The following is a 17,356-nucleotide window of genomic DNA, read 5'->3' as shown; positions in this document are numbered from 1 at the left end:
GCCTCTTCCCGTTCATCCCGGCACGGGAAGTCTTACCAAACCAGGTGGATGCGGAAGGTCATATCCTCGGGGCGGTACCCCTCGTTCATGAAGTCGTTCTCCTGATAGTAAACCGCTACCGAACCCACTGCGAAGTCGCAGGAGATCTTCTTCTCCCATAATGCGTTGTCCGTCTCGTTGTAGACAATCAGGGGCAGCGGTACCTGTATGTTGCCATCCCACAGGTAGACGTTGTACATGCCGTATTCGTAGACATAGGTGCTGAGTTCGGGCATCTGTATCTCATGCCACCAGCCGATGAAATTGCCCGCTGCATCGGTATTCTTCTCCCAGTCGGCGGAGGCCAGTTTGTATGTCAGGGTGAACGTCTGCGAACCTTCTCCCTGCGGACCTTGAGGCCCCTGCGGTCCCATCGGGCCGGTGCATCCGAACAGGAGTACCGCAGCCCCAATCAGAATAAGCAGTTTTTTCATTGCTATGGAGTTTTGTGTTTTGTCGATTCCGTTCCGTCAGGCGGCAAATACCGTACCTTTCGCCCTCTGCCGTCTCTGCAAAGGTAATGTTTCCGGCCTTTGCGGAGTAACCGCCGCAGGTGAAACGTCAATATTTATACCTGACCCACTTGAACAGCTCTCTGAACGAGGGTTTCTTCCCGTACATGAAGATTCCGACGCGGTATATCTTGCCGGCGAGCCATACCGTGCCCACGAAGGTCAGGTAGAGCAGTCCCACCGATACCAGCAGCTCCCACATGGGAACTCCGTAAGGCAGGCGGGCCATCATGATGACGGGCGAGGTAAAGGGTATCATGCTGAACCAAAAGGCTATCTGGCTGTTCGGGTCCTGCATGGCGCTTACCATGACCACGATGGCGAGTATGAGGGGCACCGTGATGGGAAGCTGCAGGTTCTGGGTATCCTTCTCGTTGTCCACGGCGCTGCCTACCGCGGCGAACATGGCTGCGTAAAGGAGGTATCCGCCGATGAAATAAACGATGAAGCCTATGACGGTCGTGAGGATGTAGCGCATGTCCGTCAGGCGGCTGAGTATCGCCATCTCGTCGGCGCCGATGTCGCCCATGGCGGCCGGCATCCCTGCGGTTCCCGCATTCATGGCGGCCGCGGCGGCCATCGCATCCCCCGCGAAATAGTTTATCGCCGCGCCTCCCGCGACTGCGATGAATACCACCCAAATCAACAGTTGCGTGAGGGCTACGGAGGCGATGCCGAGTATTTTGCCCATCATGAGCTGGAAAGGTTTGACGGACGATACCATCAGCTCGAGCACCTTGTTGCTCTTCTCCTCGATGACTCCCTGCATGACCATGGTGCCGTACATGAATACGAACATGTATATGAGCAGGCCGAAGATGTAGGCGGCTGCCATGTTCAGTGCGCTGGAGGAGTCCCGCGTCTCTCCGGAGTCGGTAATCTCCTTGGTCTGGAGCTTGATGGGAGTCTGTACCTCCGCGAGTATCTCGTCCAGATTGTCTATATCGTATGTTTTCAGCTTCGCGTCTTCCACTATCTTGCGTATCTGTCCCGATATGGACTCCTCAATCATCAGTGTGGAGGATTCGTACGTGAAGAGCTGGGCGGCTTTTGGGTTGCTCATGATGTCATGTCCTATGACCAGAATGCCGAAGGCCCCTTCCGGTGCCTGTTCCTGCATCTGTTCGAGGGTGCGGTCCGCCATCCGGTAGCGGATGGAACTTTCGTTCACGAGATGCGGCGCCACCATGCCGCTGTCGTCTATCACGATTATCTCCCGCTCCTTGTCGCTTTCGCGCGTCATCAGCCAGGCCATGAGTACGATGATGCCGACCATGCACAGAGGCATCAGTATGGTGGTGATGATGAAGCTTTTCTTGCGTACGCGTTCGTTGAACTCCCTGCGTGCTATCAATCCGATTTTTCCCATTGTCCTTCCTCCTTCCGGTTTAAAGCTGGCCTGCGACGGCCTTGATGAATATGTCGTTCATGCTGGGGATAATCTCCCTGAAGGAACGTATCTCGACGGCGGAGTTGATTGCGGAAACCAGCTCGCGTATCTGTTCGTGTTCGGTCAGATGTATTTTGAGCGCATTCCGCAGCGCATCTTCCCCTTCCGTCTCCAATATCGTGTAGCGGTTGGAAAGCTGCGCCTTCAACCGTTCCCGGTCGCCCCGGAACTCCACTTCGAAAATGTTGGTTCCGTGTTCGTGGCGGATATCGTCGAGTTTTCCGGTAAGGATGTTGTGCGATTTGTTGATGAGCGTGATGTGGTCGCATATCTCCTCCACCGACGACATGTTGTGGGTGGAGAAGATGACCGTCGCCCCTTTATCGCGCAGGGCGAGTATCTCCTCTTTCAGCATGTTGGCGTTGATGGGGTCGAATCCGCTGAACGGTTCGTCGAAGATGAGCAGCTGGGGTTCGTGCAGGACGGTGACGATGAACTGGAGCTTCTGCGCCATGCCCTTGCTCAGTTCGCTCACTTTCTTGTCCCACCAATATTCTATGCCGAATTTCTTGAACCACACCTTCAGCCGGGCGGTCGCTTCTCTGCGGGAGAGACCTTTGAGCTGTGCGAAATAGACGGCCTGTTCGCCCACCTTCATCTGTTTGTAGAGTCCGCGTTCCTCCGGCAGATAGCCTATCTTGTAGACGTCCTCCGGAGCGAGTTCGCGGCCGTCGAGGTACACCTTGCCGCTGTCGGGGGCGGTGATGCGGTTGATTATCCTGATAAGCGTGGTCTTTCCCGCTCCGTTCGGGCCGAGCAGGCCATAGACCGAGCCGCGCGGTATCTCAAGCGATACGTCGTCGAGGGCCGTATGGTTGGCAAAACGTTTTGTAACGTTTTCAACTCTCAATATAGCCATTTGATAACTGTTTTGGGTTTTGGATAGCAACGGAACAAAAGTAATATTTTTTTCCGATGACCGGCTGCATTGCTGCGCTTATGTTGAGGCCGGACAATCGGTTCGGTTCGCCGTGCGGCGGAAAGTGCCGCAGCGGACGCCTGCCGGTATGCGGCATTTTGCCGTCACGGAAGGCGGGCGGATTCCCCCTTTCGGCCGTCCGTACAGGGCTGCAAAGGGGCATGAAGGAGGTTCGGGAGGCAACGATTCTGTCCTGCGGAGGATTCGGAGAGGCGTTTATCCGCCGTAATATTTGTTGTTATCGAAAAATAGCGTATATTTGTTACGCGACTTCTCATATTACCCCCCGTACAGTTTTTAAGAAGGACAATATAAAGCCCTTCGGTTGGGGGTTACGGGGGCTTGAGAAGTCGCCTTTTCTACAATGCCCGCTCTGGTGAGCACCCCATGACCGGAGGGCGTTTTTGTGATAACAATTATTCTGCCATTATGGTCGGCAGCCTTTAAAATAGCAGGGCGGTGGTTCCACCGCCCTGCTTTGCGTATCTTCGTTTCCGTTATTCGTCCTTGTCGGTATCCGCATACGCCTTGAGCAGTTTCTCCTGAATATCGGAGGGAACCTGTTCGTACGAAGCGAACTTCATGGTATAGGTCGCACGGCCATTGGTGAGCGAACTGAGCGTAGTCGAGTAGCGGTAGAGTTCCGAGAGCGGTACCCGTGCCGAGAGGCGGTCGAGACCTCCTTCAGACGACATGCCTTCGATAATGGCGCGGCGGTTCTGCATGTCGCTCATGACATCCCCCATCTTGTCCGAAGGCACGAGCACCTCCACATTGTAGATAGGCTCCATAATTTTCGGACCGGCATTGCGGAACGCCTCCTTGAATGCGTTGCGGCCGGCGAGCTTGAAGGAGATTTCATTCGAGTCGACCGGATGCATCTTGCCGTCGTACACGATGACGCGTATGTCGCGGGCATAGGAACCCGTCAGCGGTCCCTCTTCCATCTTCTCCATGATACCCTTGAGGATGGCCGGCATGAAGCGGGCGTCTATCGCACCGCCCACGACGGCACTGTAGAACTGCAGTTTGCCGCCCCAGTCGAGGTCGTACTCTTCCTTGTTCTTCACGTTGAGCGTGAGCTCCTTCCCGTCCACCTTGTACTTCGAGGGTTCGGGCATGCCTTCGTAATAGGGTTCGATGACCAGGTGCACCTCCCCGAACTGTCCTGCACCGCCGGACTGTTTCTTGTGGCGGTAATCGGCTGCCGCGGTCTTGGTGATGGTCTCGCGGTAGGGTATTCTGGGTGCGAAATATTCGATGTCTATCTTACTGCCGCCCATTATCTGGTCGCGCAGTATCTTGAGATGCAGCTCGCCCTGTCCCTGTACGATGGTCTGTTTGAGCTCCTTGGAGTACTCGACCAGCAGGGTGGGGTCTTCGTACCGGGCCTTGTTGAGCAGTTCGCCGAGCTTCTCTTCGTCGGCCTGGTTCACGGCCCGGACTGCGGCGCGGTAACGCGGTTCGGGGAAGACCATCGGGGAGATGACCGTATGCGAACCTGCGGGGGCGAGGGTGTCGCCCGTGCGGGTGGATTTCAGTTTCACCGTACATCCGATGTCTCCGGCACTCATTTCGCTGACCTTCACGCGGTTCTTTCCGGCAACGGCGAAGAGCTGGGACAGTTTCTCCTTATTCTCCGTGCGCATGTTCAGCAGCTCCATACCCTCGGTGACCTTGCCGCTGACTACGCGGAAATAGCTGATTTCACCTACATGCTGTTCTATCGAGCTCTTGAAGACGAAGAGTATCGTCGGACCTGCCGGGTCTGCCGGTATGTCGTTCCCCTCGGTATCCGTCATGGGAGGACGCTGGTCGGGGTTCGGTGCGACCTTGATGATGAACTCCATGATGCGCTTCGTGCCGATGTCCTTTTTCGCCGAGGCGCAGAAGATGGGCATCCAGTCGCGGTTGGCGATACCCATGCCGAGTCCCTTGCGGATTTCGTCGGGTTCAAGGTCGCCCTTTTCGAAATAGGTGTCCATCAGAGTTTCGTCGTTTTCCGCTGCAGCTTCCAGCAGTGCCTGATGCAGTTCTGCGGCCCTTTCGGCATGTTCGGCCGGTATGGGCAGCTCTTCGCGCGTGCCGTTGTCGTCCTTGAAGCGGAACATCTTCATGAGCAGTACGTCGATGAAGGCATCGAAGCCGAGGCCCGGGTTGACCGGATACTGTACGACAATCGGTTTCACTTTCGAGAAAGAGGCGATGCTCTCCAGGGTTCCCTCCCAGTTGGCCTTCTCGCTGTCGAGCTGGTTTATCACGCCGACCAGCGGGACGTTGTATGTCTTCGCATAACGCGACTGTATCTCGCTCCCCACTTCGAAACCGTTCTGCGCATTGAACAGCATCAGTCCGACATCGGCCACCTTGAACGCCGCGAAAAGGCCGCCGCTGAAGTCGTCGGAACCGGGAGCGTCTATGATGTTCAGCTTGTGGTTCATGAACTCCGTGTAGAGTATCGTGGAGTAGATGCTTCGCCGGTTGGAGTGTTCGAGGTCCGTGTTGTCGGAGAGGGTGTTTTCGTTCTCTATGCTGCCCCTGCGGTCGATGACTTTTCCTTCGAAAGCCATCGCCTCAGCAAAGGTAGTCTTCCCCGAGCCAGGGGCGCCGAGCAGGACCACGTTTTTAATCTCTGAAGTTTGATAGTTTTTCATGCGCCGTTTATTATTAGGTTAATGATTCGCAACGGACATATCCCTTCCTCCGGCAGGCTGGCCTGCCGTTTCCGCGTGCGCCGCCCGGCGGCCCGTAACGGCCTTCATTCCGGCGGCGGAGATATATCGACCCTAAATATAGGAAAACGCCGGAAGAAAACAAAGCGACGGTTGCCTAAATCATCAATAATTGTCATGTGCTCCGGCTGCGGAGGATGTCCTCCGTGTGGTTGTCCGCTTTCGGTCCGTGCGGCCGGTCTCCTCGCAGCGGGCCTGAAACATCGGGTATCCGCTGTGATACTTCGACGAATATTTCCTATTTTTGCCCCGGTTACTGAAGGTCACTTTACACGGGAAAATCATGGTAAGGGCGGTATTTTTCGATATAGACGGTACGTTGGTGAGTTTCAAGACGCACAGGATGCCCGAGAGCACCCGAAAGGCGCTGGAGGCGCTCCGCGGGCAGGGGATGAAGCTATTCATCTCCACGGGTCGGCACGAACTGCTCATCGACAACGTGGACAAATCCCTGTTCGATGGTATCGTGTCGCTCAACGGACAGTGCGTGCGGATAGGAGATGAGGTCATACATACCAATGCCATGCCTGTCGAAGATGTCCGTGCCGCGGTAGCCTTCGTCCGGAAGCACGGGGTGGCCACCATATTCGAGGGGGTGGATTTCATACGGATGAATGCGGTGACGGATATGGCTCGCGAAGGGGCGGCCCTCATCAACCTGGACCTGCCCGAACCGACCGATATTTCCGACATTCCGAACCATCCCATCCTGCAGCTCATCTTTTTCGGGAATATCGAGCAGGAAGAGGCCGTGCTGCGCGGTATGCCCGCGTGCGAGGCTACGCGCTGGACGCATCTGCTCTGCGACATTATTCCCCGCGGAGGCGGCAAACATATCGGTATCCAAAAGGTTCTCGACCATTACGGGTTTGCCAGGGAGGAGTGTATGGCGTTCGGCGACGGCGACAACGACATTACCATGCTCCGCTATGCCGGAATCGGTGTCGCCATGGGAAATGCCGATGCGGCGGTAAAGGCCGCGGCGGATTATGTGACTACCGGTACGGATGCTTCGGGCATTGCCAAAGCCCTCCGTCATTTCGGGATGCTGTAATTATTATTAATAAGGTATGCCCCGTGTCGGCCGTTGTGGTTTTCGGCTGCATTCGGGGGCATCTCCTGCGGGCGGTGTGTGCGGTCGCTCTCGGTTCATTTTATCAGTCCGTATTGCCGGAAGCTGTATGAAGAACCGTCGGCGATGATGATATGGTCAACGAGGCCGATATCGAAGAGTGCTGCCGCGTCGCCGATGCGTTTGGTGATGGATATGTCTTCGGGACTCGGTGCGGCCACGCCCGAAGGGTGGTTGTGGACGATGATGAGGGAGGAGGCGAGTACCTCCACCGCGCGTTTCACGATGAGTTTGTAATCCACTACCAGGGCCGTGACTCCGCCCTGGCTCACGCGCATCTTTTCGATTACGCCGTTCGCGGAAGAGAGGTAGAGTGCCCACATCTCTTCGTGCGGCAGCCGGGCGAGGAGCGGGGCGAAAAGCGCCGTTACGTCGTCCTTGGTGCGGATGGAAGCCGGAGCGGCGGCCTCCTGTCTGTGCAGGCGCCCGGCGAGTTCGAAAACCGCTGTCAAGACCGCGGCCCGTTTAACGCCGATGCCTTCGGTCATGCGCAAGCGCGTCATGTCGGCCCGGGCCATGGCCGGCAGCGAACCGTCGTAGGCATCGAGAATGCGGCCGGCGGTCTCCACGGCGCTGTATCCCGCGCTGCCTTCGCCCAATATGATGCTCAGCAGCTCCCGGTCGGAGAGCGACTGCACTCCGCGGGAGACGAGTTTCTCACGTACCTCCCTGTCAGTTAACTTTTCCATCTCCGGAGGTGTATCGTTCGAAACTCATGTCGATGGTGTCCATGAAGAAGTCGCCGATGTCGTCGTTGCCCACTATCTGGGTGACGGCCCATGCGGCTTTCTGTTCCGCCTCCTTTTTGGAGCTGCCCGTTCCGTGGCCCAGTTCGATGCCGTCGATGATGATTTTCGAGAGGAACCGGGGGTTCCGCATGGTAGACTCTTCGTCCGAGGCGGTGTTGAAGTGGATGGAGCGTTTACTTTTCTGGCACCACTCTATCAGACGGCTCTTGAAATCGACTTCGGTGGTGGTGATGTCGCTCAAGTCGACATACCGGCGCAATACCCCGTTGATGACGAAACGGTTGGCGAAATCGTACCCCTTGTCAAGATAGACCGCTCCGACAAGGGCTTCGAAAGCGTTGCCGTTGAGGTGTTTGTGACTGTACGTCCCGTTAAAGTTGGCGACGATGTACTTGTCTATTCCCATTCTGGACGAGATGTCGTCCAGGGAGGCGCGGCTGACGATGCGCGAGCGCATCTGTGTCAGGAACCCTTCCGTCTGTTCCGGATATTCGATAAAGAGGAAGTCGGAGACGATGGTTTCCAGAACCGCATCGCCGAGGAATTCGAGCCTTTCATTGTTGGCGGGGTTCCCGTCCGGCAGCATGACCGATGCGGAGCGGTGTATCAGTGCGAGTTTGTAGAGGTCGATGTTGTCGGGAGTGATGCCCAGCAGGTTGTGTACGACGACGTAGAACTCCCGGTCTTTGCCGAAGTGTTTCCTGCATGTCCTTTTCAGATAGTCGAACATAAAGCGGTTGAAGATGAGATGCGCCGCGGTTTTCCATCCCTTCCGGACGGGGAGGGGGAAAACTTTCCGGCTGCGTGTGTAAAAAATCCCCATAAGAACCGTCGGCGGGCCCTTATGGGGAGATTGTCTGTCAGTTGTCCCGCGCCTGTCAAATCCGTTTCAGCAGGACGGTGGCGTTGTGGCCGCCGAAGCCGAACGTGTTGCTCATTGCAACCCGCACGTCGCGTTCCTGTGCCGTGTTCAGCGTGAGGTTGATACGTGCGTCGATATTGGGGTCGCGGTTGAAATTGTTGATGGTGGGCGGAATCACCCCTTCGGTAATCGCCATGATGCAGGCGAGGGCCTCTATTGCACCGGCGGCACCCAGCAGGTGGCCCGTCATGGATTTCGTCGAACTGAGGTTCGCCTCGTATATCCTGTCGCCTATGGCGCCCTGTATGCCTATCAGTTCCGGTATGTCACCCGCGGGGGTGGAGGTACCGTGCGTATTGATGTAGTCCACCTGGTCGGGCGATATCCCGGCCTCCTTCATCGCATCCTCCATTGCGTGTTTTGCGCCCAGTCCTTCCGGGTGGGGGGCGGTGAAGTGGTAGGCGTCGGCGCTCATGCCGCTGCCGCCTACTTCGGCGTATATCTTCGCGCCGCGTGCCTTGGCGTGTTCGTACTCTTCCAGAATGAGACCGCCGGCGCCTTCGCCTATGACGAAGCCGTCGCGGTCGGCATCGTAGGGACGCGATGCCGTGGCCGGGTCGTCATTACGTGTGGAGAGCGCCTGCATGGAGTTGAAACCACCCACGCCGGGCTGATTGACCGCCGATTCCGAACCGCCGGTTATCATGATGTCGGCACGCCCCATGCGTATCTGGTCGGTCGCCAGGATGATGGCATGGTTGGACGACGCGCAGGCCGAAACCGTACAGAAGTTGGGACCCATAAACCCGTATTTCATGGAGATGTATCCGGCCGCTATGTCGGATATCATCTTCGGGATGAAGAAGGGGCTGAAACGCGGTATCTGTCCGCCTTCCAGAAAACCCGCTATCTCGTCGAACATGGACCTGAGACCGCCGATGCCCGAAGCCCAAATCACTCCGGAACGCAGTTTGTCCACCTTCTCGAGGTCGATGCCCGAATCGGTCATCGCCTGGTCGGCGGCTATCATGGCGTATTGCGAGAAAAGGTCGTATTTACGTACCTCCTTGCGGTCGAAGAAATCCTCCCAGTTGTATCCCTTCACTTCACAGGCAAATCTCGTCTTGAATTTTTCGGCATCGAAATGCGTAATGGGCGCAGCGCCGCTGACGCCCGCCTTCAGGTTGGCGAAGTATTCCTGTATGTTGTTGCCAAGCGGATTAATCGTGCCGATACCGGTCACAACAACTCTCCTTTTCTGCATAGCGAAATCTTTTATTGGTTAATGGCGGAACCGGCAGCCGAAGCGCCCGTACCGCCGCGGAGGGTTTTTGCATCCCCTCCTCTCCGTACATAATAAAGTAATAAGGTAAAATAAGTTAATATTTTACCTTATTAAACTTTTCATCGTGTCGGAGTTATGCTTTGTGGGCTTCGATGTAGTTGATGGCGTCGCCGACGGTGGTTATCTTTTCGGCGTCCTCGTCCGGTATGGAGATACCGAATTCCTTCTCGAATTCCATGATAAGCTCTACGGTGTCGAGGGAGTCTGCGCCAAGGTCGTTGGCAAAGCTCGACGTGAGCTCGATATCCTTTTCGGCAACGTTCAACCTGTCCTTTATAATCTCAACTACTTTTGATGAAATCTCAGACATAACTTTTAATTTTAGTTCAACAATATTTTGCAAGTAAATTTGGCTTCCGTTCAAAGAAAACTCCGTGGCAAAAATAACACTTTTTCCGTTAAAACTAAAAAAGCGCTCCCTTTTTTGCCTTGCGTGCGCGCAATGCGTTGATTTGTATGCGTTTTAGTAAGACGTCGCGCCGGTCGCGGAAAGGGTTCCCGTCTGGCATTCCATCCTGCGGCAAATACTTGTTTTGGTATGTATTCGTTTTGATTATGAGTGCCTTGGCCTGTAGAAACATTGCGCTGCTGAAAATCGTGTCCTCCCGGACGGGATGCGGCATGCTTTTGGCACCGTCCGGGTAATTCCTTATCTTTAGATGCGTTTTGTATCGCATGAGCCAATTATTTTATATATGTATAAACGACTGTAATTATGAGACTTTTACTTATCAGCAACTCGACCAATGCCGGCGAGGAGTATCTCAAGTATCCGATAGGCGATATTGCGGAGTTCCTCAGTTGCGCCAACGAGGTGTTGTTCATCCCTTATGCCGCCGTTACCTTCTCCTATGACGAATATGCCGCGAAGGTGCAGCGGCGTTTCGACGAGATAGATATTCGGGTGAGGCCCATACACCGCGAGGCAGACCCCGTGAGGGCGGTCATGGAGGCCGAAGCGGTCGTCGTGGGCGGCGGCAATACGTTCGCCCTGATAAAGAAGATGCAGGAGCAACGTCTTCTCGGACCGCTTCATGAAAGAATAATGGACGGACTCCCCTATGTGGGGTGGAGCGCGGGCAGCAACGTGGCGTGTCCTACCATTCGGACTACCAACGATATGCCCATCGTGGAGCCCGAGTCGTTTCGTGCGATAGGGGCTGTCGGATTTCAGATAAATCCGCATTATCTCGACGCCAATCCGGTCGGTCATGCGGGCGAGACGCGCGAACAGCGCATCGAAGAGTTCATCGCCGCGAATCCCGGTGTGTACGTGGCCGGCCTGCGCGAGGGCTGTATGCTGCATGTGGAGGGGAACGGGATGACGCTGAAGGGGCCGAGGCCTATGCGCGTGTTCCGATTCGGCGAGGCACCGCGCGAAATAGAGCCCGGCGCTGACCTCTCGTTCCTGATGGAGAAGGCATAACTCTTCTCTTCCGGAACCTCTTTTCGCCTCTTCCCGACGGTTGCCGGCCGGGAAGGGGCTGTCTGTTTTCCCCTGTGGCAGTGCCCGGTGGCGGCGGAAGCATCGGGAAGGATGCGGGGCGGTCCGGGATGACAGGGGAGATACGGCATGGCTGTCGGTTATTATCGGATACGGATATGTCGAGAACCGGAGAACTCGGAGCCGCAGGGGAGGAACTTGCGGTGGCATGGCTCAGGGCGCACGGATTCATCATCATGGACCGTAACTGGCGCATGGGCCGTTATGAACTGGATATTGTAGCCGCACGCGGGGATCGGGTGCATTTCGTGGAGGTGAAGCTGCGCCGCGAAGGGGGACTGACCCGGCCGGAAGAGGCGATGACCCCGGCCAAGGGCAGGGCACTGCTCCGGGCGGCCAACTGTTACATAGAGACCTGCGGGGTGATGCTCGACTGTCAGATAGACCTGATAGCCGTGGAGTATGCTCCGGACGGAAGTACGGAGGTACGTTATGTGCCGGATGCCGTAACGCTCAGGTGGTAGGTTTGTCCGTCCGGCCAAAATTTTATACTTTCGCGCCGTGCGGCCGCGCCGGCATACCGGCCGCGGTGTACGACACGATAAGAGATGCTTGCAGATGTGGTGGTATAATTTGGGTATCGGTGTCTATTCCGGTGCCGTGAAGATGGTCTCCCCGTTCATGCGGAAAGCCGCGTTGTGGTATCAGGGACGCAGGGACATTTTCCGTAAGCTGGAGCAGGCCGTGGGCAGTAGCGAAAGGATAATTTGGTTCCACGCTGCGTCGCTCGGCGAGTTCGAACAGGGCCGGCCCGTAATGGAGGCCGTCAGGGAGTATTATCCCTCTTATAAGATACTCCTCACTTTCTTTTCGCCCTCCGGGTACGAGATACGCAGGAACTACTCCGGGGCCGACTGGGTTTTCTACCTGCCGGCCGATACACCGCGCAATGCGGCCCGTTTTCTCGACACGGTGAAACCGGAGATGGCTGTCTTCATCAAGTACGAGTTTTGGCTGAACTACCTTGCGGAGCTCTCCCGTAGGGAGGTACCTACCTATATAATATCGGCTGTATTCCGGCCCGATTCCATATTTTTCCGGCCGTGGGGGGGAGCTTTCCGTCGGGCGCTCCGTTCTTTCCGTCGGTTGTTCGTACAGGATGCCGATTCGCAGGCGCTGCTCGCCGGGATAGGCGTCACGAATGTCACCGTCGCGGGGGATACCCGGTTCGACCGTGTCGGGCGAATAGCCGACGGGGCCCGCAGGCTGCCTGCTGTGGAGGATTTCGCTGCCGGCGGTACGGTTTTCGTGGCGGGCAGTACGTGGCCTCCCGACGAAGAGATACTCGTCCGGCTCATCAATGCCAATCCGGGGATGAAATTCATCGTTGCGCCCCACGAGATGGACGAGAAACGGATAAAAGAGATGGCGGGAGCCGTCAGGGGCGGTGCGGTCCGCTATACCGAATACGGCGAAGCCGACGACGGAGGGGAGAAACAGCTCCTTATCATCGATACCATAGGAATATTGTCATCGGTCTATGGATACGGTTCGTATGCTTATATAGGCGGCGGGTTCGGCGTCGGGATTCACAATACGCTTGAGGCGGCTGCATTCGGGATTCCCGTGGCTTTCGGCCCGAATTATGCGAAGTTCCGGGAAGCCCGCGACCTGATAAGCCTCGGCGCCGCCCGCAGTATCTCTTCGTACGAAGAGCTTGCCGTCTGGCTCGCCTCGCTGCAGAGTGACCGGCAGGCATACGGCCGGGCGGCAGCCGAGGCCGGTGCGTATGTGCGTTCCCACCGCGGTGCGACGGAAATAATCCTGCGGGGACTTTTCGAGGGGCAGGAACGGGAGTGACCCATGCCGGCTGCGGACAGCGGAAGGAACCGTCCGGTTGGTCTGTCGTGCAGCCGCAGTTTTGCAAATACATGTCGGATATCCGGCAGGGAGATTCATAAAAACAGTATGACCCATGTTGAAGGAAGGGGACAAGGCGCCTGATTTTACGGGCATCGACCAGGACGGTAAGGCCGTTTCGCTGGAACAGTTCAGGGGAAAGAAACTGATACTCTATTTCTATCCGAAAGACAATACGACCGGCTGTATGGCGGAAGCATGCAGTCTGCGGGACGGTTATGCGGAGTTGAAGCGGAACGGTTTCGAAATCGTCGGCGTGAGTCCCGACGGCGAAAAGTCGCACCGCGGGTTTGCCGACAAACACGGGCTGCAGTTCACGCTGATAGCCGATACCGACAAATCCATCGCTTCCGCCTACGGCGTATGGGGGCAGAAGAAGTTCATGGGTCGTGAATACATGGGTATTCTGCGCACCACGTTCGTCATAGACGGCGAGGGATATATCGAAAAGGTATTTCCGAAAGTCAATACGAAAGACCATTTCCGTCAGATAGCGGATTCCTATGGCATGAAGTAGTCTTCCGGCAGTCTGGTACCGGCCCGGGTCTCTGTTGCGGTGCTTCGTTTTCCGTACTTCGTCGGCCGGATAAAAGCTGGCGCGGAATCCGTGGGAACGGGCCGCCCTTTCCGCATCCGAAAGGCAGGCGCCGACTTTCCCCATTTCGGCGAACAGTATCGGGAATCCACCGGTGTCTGCCGTTCGGATAAAATACAGGGGTATTCGGCGATATGGTTTTCGAATGGTTGTATAGCTATGCTGTAACCACAAGCACTTGAATAAGTTTTAAAACAGGAGAGGCTATGCGTCGTTTCCCGTTCATCGGTTCCGCATAATATATAAAAGATAAGGATAATTCGGATTCGCCGATGTGTCGTATGCCCCAAACGCTCTTCTTTTTCCTTGATATATTTTTAAATTTGGCTGCTTAATGAATAGTCATTAAATTGCAGATAATCGAGCATGCATCTCCATTACGTATTTTCCATATATGACGCGATGAAACAAAATATTTACACAATATCATCCATTGTCAAATTGGCATTGTTGGTCACGTTCGTACTGGTAGCCGTAATTTTCACGGGGTGTACCAAAGGGCCGGAAGTAGAAGCCGAGGAGCCTTATTTGAACATTCGGTCGGAACTCTATCCGTTCGATGCTTCGGGCGGAAAAGATCTGCTCGTCTTCTCCACGAACACACCGTGGGAGGCGAAGATAGAAACGCCGGAGACCGCTGCGCCCGCCGACGCATGGTGCGGCGTAACCCCCTCTTCGGGAGAAGCGGGCGAGAACCTGCGGCTGCAGGTGACCGTCGGAGAGAACGACACCTATTCCGAACGGGGAGTGTTCCTCGTGCTGCGTGCCGGGACGCGCGAGGAGCGCATCGCAGTCCGTCAGCGTCAGAAGAATACGATTCTGTCCGGACAAAACGATTATGCAGTCTCCTGCGAGGAGCAGACGCTGACCGTGGAGGTGCAGGCCAACGTCGCATACGAAACGGTCGTAGAGAGCGGACAGCAATGGATAAAAGAGGCGGAAGCGTCGGCCGATACGAAAGCGCTCGAAACGACGGCACACGTCTTCCGCATTGCCGCCAATGCCGAGGAGCGGGAACGCAGGGGCGTGGTGCTGTTCCGCAGCACGGAGACGAAGCTCTGCGATACGCTGACTGTCATACAGGAAGCGTGGGTGGATCCCGCGCCGGAGCTGACCGCGCTCACGGCACTGTACGAATCTACGGGCGGCGACGGCTGGACGCACAACGACAACTGGTGCAGCGACAAGCCTCTGAACGAGTGGTATGGGGTGGAAACCGATGAGGAGGGATACGTCATCTCCCTAAAGCTCGCGGATAACAATCTGTCGGGAACTCTGCCGGAGCAAGTGGCCGACCTGTCGCGCCTTTCACATATCGACTTTAGCCGTAATGCGTTGGGAGGAAATCTTCCCGAATGGAAGACAATGGGCAAAGTACGGTACATGAATCTGTCTTACAACCATTTCGAAGGTTACATACCGGATTGGTCGGCTCTGTTCGAAAACGGTCGTTCGGTGGAGATTGTTCTCAACAATAATAAACTATACGGTTGGCCCGAATCTTTTATGCAATATCATGAACCGGGACGCCTATGTATGGCTGGCATAAGACAATACTATGATGGGAAACATACATTTTTTCTGGATGGATTGAGTGTGCCGGACTTTACGATATGCGATTTGGTTTCGGGCGGGGAGGTCAGTGTCCGCGACATTTACAGCCGGAACAAACTGACCATGCTGCTCGCATGGAACCCTCTGCAGGAGGAGTCCGTCCGATTCATGGAGACGACGGTAAAACGTCTCTATACACTGTTCCATACGCAGGGCTTCGACGTCATTGCCGTCACGCCTGAAGGCGATGCATACCGGACGGCGGCGCAGGCCTACGTGCAGGAACACGCTGTGCCGTGGTACGTTTGTACGGACTATCACGATGCGGATGGCGAACGGTTCGTATTGCCTTCAGACCCCTATCCCAGCTATTTGCTCTGCAAGCAAGACGGGGCGCTTGTGGCCGACATGTTTGTGGGCGGTCGGGCTCCTCACTTTTTCGAATCGCTCGGCGAACGGGAAACGTTCGAGGATATGTTGTCTTTTCAGCATGCGAGTGAGTTGAACACGATTGTCTGCGATATTTTCGGACAGAGCGAGTATGAAAGCACGGACTTCTCGATGGACAAACAGTACGAGGTACTCCAGCGTGCTACACGCGGAAACGGTATCGGCATCGCGTTGATAGGCGAAGCCTTCACAGATGTCGATATTGCTACGGGCTGGTACCGGCAAATGATGGAGTTTGCCATGGAGTCGTTCTTCGCAATAGAGCCTACCAAATCCTACAGGGAATATTTCGATGTGTATATGGTGTATGCTGTATCAAAGAAGGATCATATTGCTACATCCATAATGGCCGGAGATACCGAAACGGCATTAGGACTGACAGGGAGCAATAATGACGATCTTGACATAATTCATTCATCAAGGATTTATATTCCCCAAAAATACGGTAGTATAAGCCCGGAACTCAGTAGTGTCGATGTATGGTCTGCAATGGTAAACAACATATATGCAGGCATGACTCATACGTATATTTCTAATACGGGATATGTGGAACGCCCCTCTTGTGCTTTTACAGGGTGTATCCAGGATCGTTTATACATGCGTGGAATTTTTATCCACGAGACTGTCGGGCATGCTTTCGGGTGGTTGGCCGAGGAATACGGTAATTCGGCATTGCTTCCCAGTCAAGAGATACCGGAATATAAGAAACTTAGCTTGATAGAAAATCAGCAAAAATCAAGATTCTCTTTGAATGTTTCTGTATCGAACGATCCCGCAACCGTTTCTTGGGCGCATTTGATAAACCATCCACAATTCCCATATGTCAGCGTTTACGAAGGTGGTGCTGGATATAACCTTGGTGTATGGAGGTCTGAAAATCAAAGCATTATGCGAACATCAACGACGCTGTATTTCGCGGCGATTTGCCGAGAGTTGATTGTAAAACGGATATTGGAACTATCCGGTGAAGGTTATACGTTCGAAAAATTTCTCGAAAAAGACAGCGACGAAGGGAGAATGTTTTAAACCCTTAAATGATTTTGGGATGTGAAATTGATTTTCAGCTTCCAAGCTCAGAGTGTAACAGACTGTACAATTGATTGTTGTCAAATTCAGTGGCTCTTTGGGCACTGAGAAAGACCCGCGAACAGGATACTTGTCAGGTGTTTTTTAGTCTTCTTTTATATCACTGAGGAAATTAAGTCACTGTAAATAATGTCCTGTGCGCGTTGTCTGTGGAAAGAAGAGGTTGCTTTCGCTTCGCTCGTTTTGCTTTGTAGGGGGAATATTGCAAAGACGAACTTCTGGCAGGAAGTCCCTGAAAAAATGGAAGGCAACTTCAAGATAACTTGCAAGTTGCCTTTGTTAGATACCGTACCCTGCGGTGCGGTTCGTTTTTGGCGGAAAGAGAGGGATTCGAACCCCCGGTACAGTTACCCGTACACCGCATTTCGAGTGCGGCCCGTTCGACCACTCCGGCATCTTTCCCTTGTTTCGCAGACGAACGAGTGTCTGCTTACGGGCTACAAAAGTAATAATAATTTGCAAATTAACCACCCGGTCAAAAAAATTGCGTCTTTAAATTTGCCGGATTGTCCGGTGGGAGCGAACCTGCGGATGCCGTCGTGCGGTTTACCGTGCGGCGGTATCCGT

14 protein-coding genes and 1 tRNA gene are annotated in these 17,356 nt (G+C 54.9%); 6 read left to right on the top strand and 9 right to left on the bottom strand.

Features of this window, described 5'->3' with window-relative positions:
* Window positions 1–32: 32 nt before the first annotated feature.
* The 4 genes from BQ5361_RS08500 to BQ5361_RS08485 all read right to left on the bottom strand — a co-directional run bounded on the left by BQ5361_RS08500 (window position 33) and on the right by BQ5361_RS08485 (window position 5,574).
* Window positions 33–473: a hypothetical protein gene (locus tag BQ5361_RS08500; protein ID WP_035473965.1), complete on the bottom strand. Its 441-nt coding sequence runs from the start codon at window positions 471–473 to the stop codon at window positions 33–35.
* A 127-nt stretch (window positions 474–600) separates the two neighbouring features.
* Window positions 601–1,920, bottom strand: coding sequence for an ABC transporter permease (locus tag BQ5361_RS08495; RefSeq protein WP_071425015.1), 1,320 nt, complete (start codon window positions 1,918–1,920; stop codon window positions 601–603).
* A 19-nt stretch (window positions 1,921–1,939) separates the two neighbouring features.
* Complete coding sequence (locus BQ5361_RS08490; RefSeq protein ID WP_035473961.1) at window positions 1,940–2,860, bottom strand: ABC transporter ATP-binding protein; 921 nt, start codon at window positions 2,858–2,860, stop codon at window positions 1,940–1,942.
* A gap of 557 nt (window positions 2,861–3,417) precedes the next feature.
* Window positions 3,418–5,574, bottom strand: coding sequence for an elongation factor G (locus BQ5361_RS08485; RefSeq protein ID WP_035473959.1), 2,157 nt, complete (start codon window positions 5,572–5,574; stop codon window positions 3,418–3,420).
* A 361-nt stretch (window positions 5,575–5,935) separates the two neighbouring features.
* Between BQ5361_RS08485 and BQ5361_RS08480 the strand changes: the two genes are divergently transcribed.
* Window positions 5,936–6,706, top strand: a complete 771-nt coding sequence (locus BQ5361_RS08480) for a Cof-type HAD-IIB family hydrolase (RefSeq protein WP_046445421.1) — start codon at window positions 5,936–5,938, stop codon at window positions 6,704–6,706.
* 95 nt (window positions 6,707–6,801) lie between these two features.
* On the opposite strand, the gene radC is transcribed toward BQ5361_RS08480, so the two are convergent.
* The 4 genes from radC to BQ5361_RS08460 all read right to left on the bottom strand — a co-directional run bounded on the left by radC (window position 6,802) and on the right by BQ5361_RS08460 (window position 10,050).
* Window positions 6,802–7,473, bottom strand: a complete 672-nt coding sequence (gene radC, locus BQ5361_RS08475; RefSeq protein ID WP_022063317.1) for a RadC family protein — start codon at window positions 7,471–7,473, stop codon at window positions 6,802–6,804.
* The gene (rnc, locus tag BQ5361_RS08470) at window positions 7,457–8,263 is read right to left on the bottom strand and encodes a ribonuclease III (protein WP_035473988.1); all 807 of its coding nucleotides are present in this window, start codon (window positions 8,261–8,263) and stop codon (window positions 7,457–7,459) included. The genes radC and rnc overlap by 17 nt, the downstream gene beginning before the upstream one ends.
* Window positions 8,264–8,411: 148 nt before the next feature.
* Window positions 8,412–9,659, bottom strand: coding sequence for a beta-ketoacyl-ACP synthase II (fabF, locus tag BQ5361_RS08465; protein WP_022063315.1), 1,248 nt, complete (start codon window positions 9,657–9,659; stop codon window positions 8,412–8,414).
* A gap of 154 nt (window positions 9,660–9,813) precedes the next feature.
* A complete protein-coding gene (locus tag BQ5361_RS08460; RefSeq protein ID WP_022063314.1) occupies window positions 9,814–10,050 on the bottom strand; it encodes an acyl carrier protein in 237 nt (78 codons plus the stop codon).
* A gap of 405 nt (window positions 10,051–10,455) precedes the next feature.
* Between BQ5361_RS08460 and pepE the strand changes: the two genes are divergently transcribed.
* From pepE to BQ5361_RS08425, 5 genes are all read left to right on the top strand, one after another.
* Window positions 10,456–11,166, top strand: a complete 711-nt coding sequence (gene pepE / locus BQ5361_RS08450) for a dipeptidase PepE (protein WP_035473953.1) — start codon at window positions 10,456–10,458, stop codon at window positions 11,164–11,166.
* Window positions 11,167–11,342: 176 nt separating this feature from the next.
* Complete coding sequence (locus tag BQ5361_RS08445) at window positions 11,343–11,708, top strand: YraN family protein (RefSeq protein ID WP_022063311.1); 366 nt, start codon at window positions 11,343–11,345, stop codon at window positions 11,706–11,708.
* 94 nt (window positions 11,709–11,802) lie between these two features.
* Window positions 11,803–13,044 carry a 3-deoxy-D-manno-octulosonic acid transferase gene (locus BQ5361_RS08440; protein WP_035473952.1) on the top strand — a complete coding sequence of 414 codons (1,242 nt, stop codon included), beginning with the start codon at window positions 11,803–11,805 and terminating at the stop codon, window positions 13,042–13,044.
* A 115-nt stretch (window positions 13,045–13,159) separates the two neighbouring features.
* Window positions 13,160–13,621, top strand: coding sequence for a thioredoxin-dependent thiol peroxidase (gene bcp / locus BQ5361_RS08435; RefSeq protein WP_022063309.1), 462 nt, complete (start codon window positions 13,160–13,162; stop codon window positions 13,619–13,621).
* A gap of 480 nt (window positions 13,622–14,101) precedes the next feature.
* Window positions 14,102–16,729, top strand: coding sequence for a M64 family metallopeptidase (locus tag BQ5361_RS08425; RefSeq protein WP_161940445.1), 2,628 nt, complete (start codon window positions 14,102–14,104; stop codon window positions 16,727–16,729).
* Between the two features lie 372 nt (window positions 16,730–17,101).
* Here the strand turns inward: BQ5361_RS08425 and BQ5361_RS08420 are convergent.
* Window positions 17,102–17,191 (bottom strand) — tRNA-Ser (locus BQ5361_RS08420).
* Window positions 17,192–17,356 lie beyond the last annotated feature (165 nt).

The sequence above is a fragment of the Tidjanibacter massiliensis genome (genome assembly GCF_900104605.1).
GTDB classification, from domain to species: domain Bacteria; phylum Bacteroidota; class Bacteroidia; order Bacteroidales; family Rikenellaceae; genus Tidjanibacter; species Tidjanibacter inops.
This window is presented reverse-complemented; position numbering and strand designations above follow the sequence as displayed.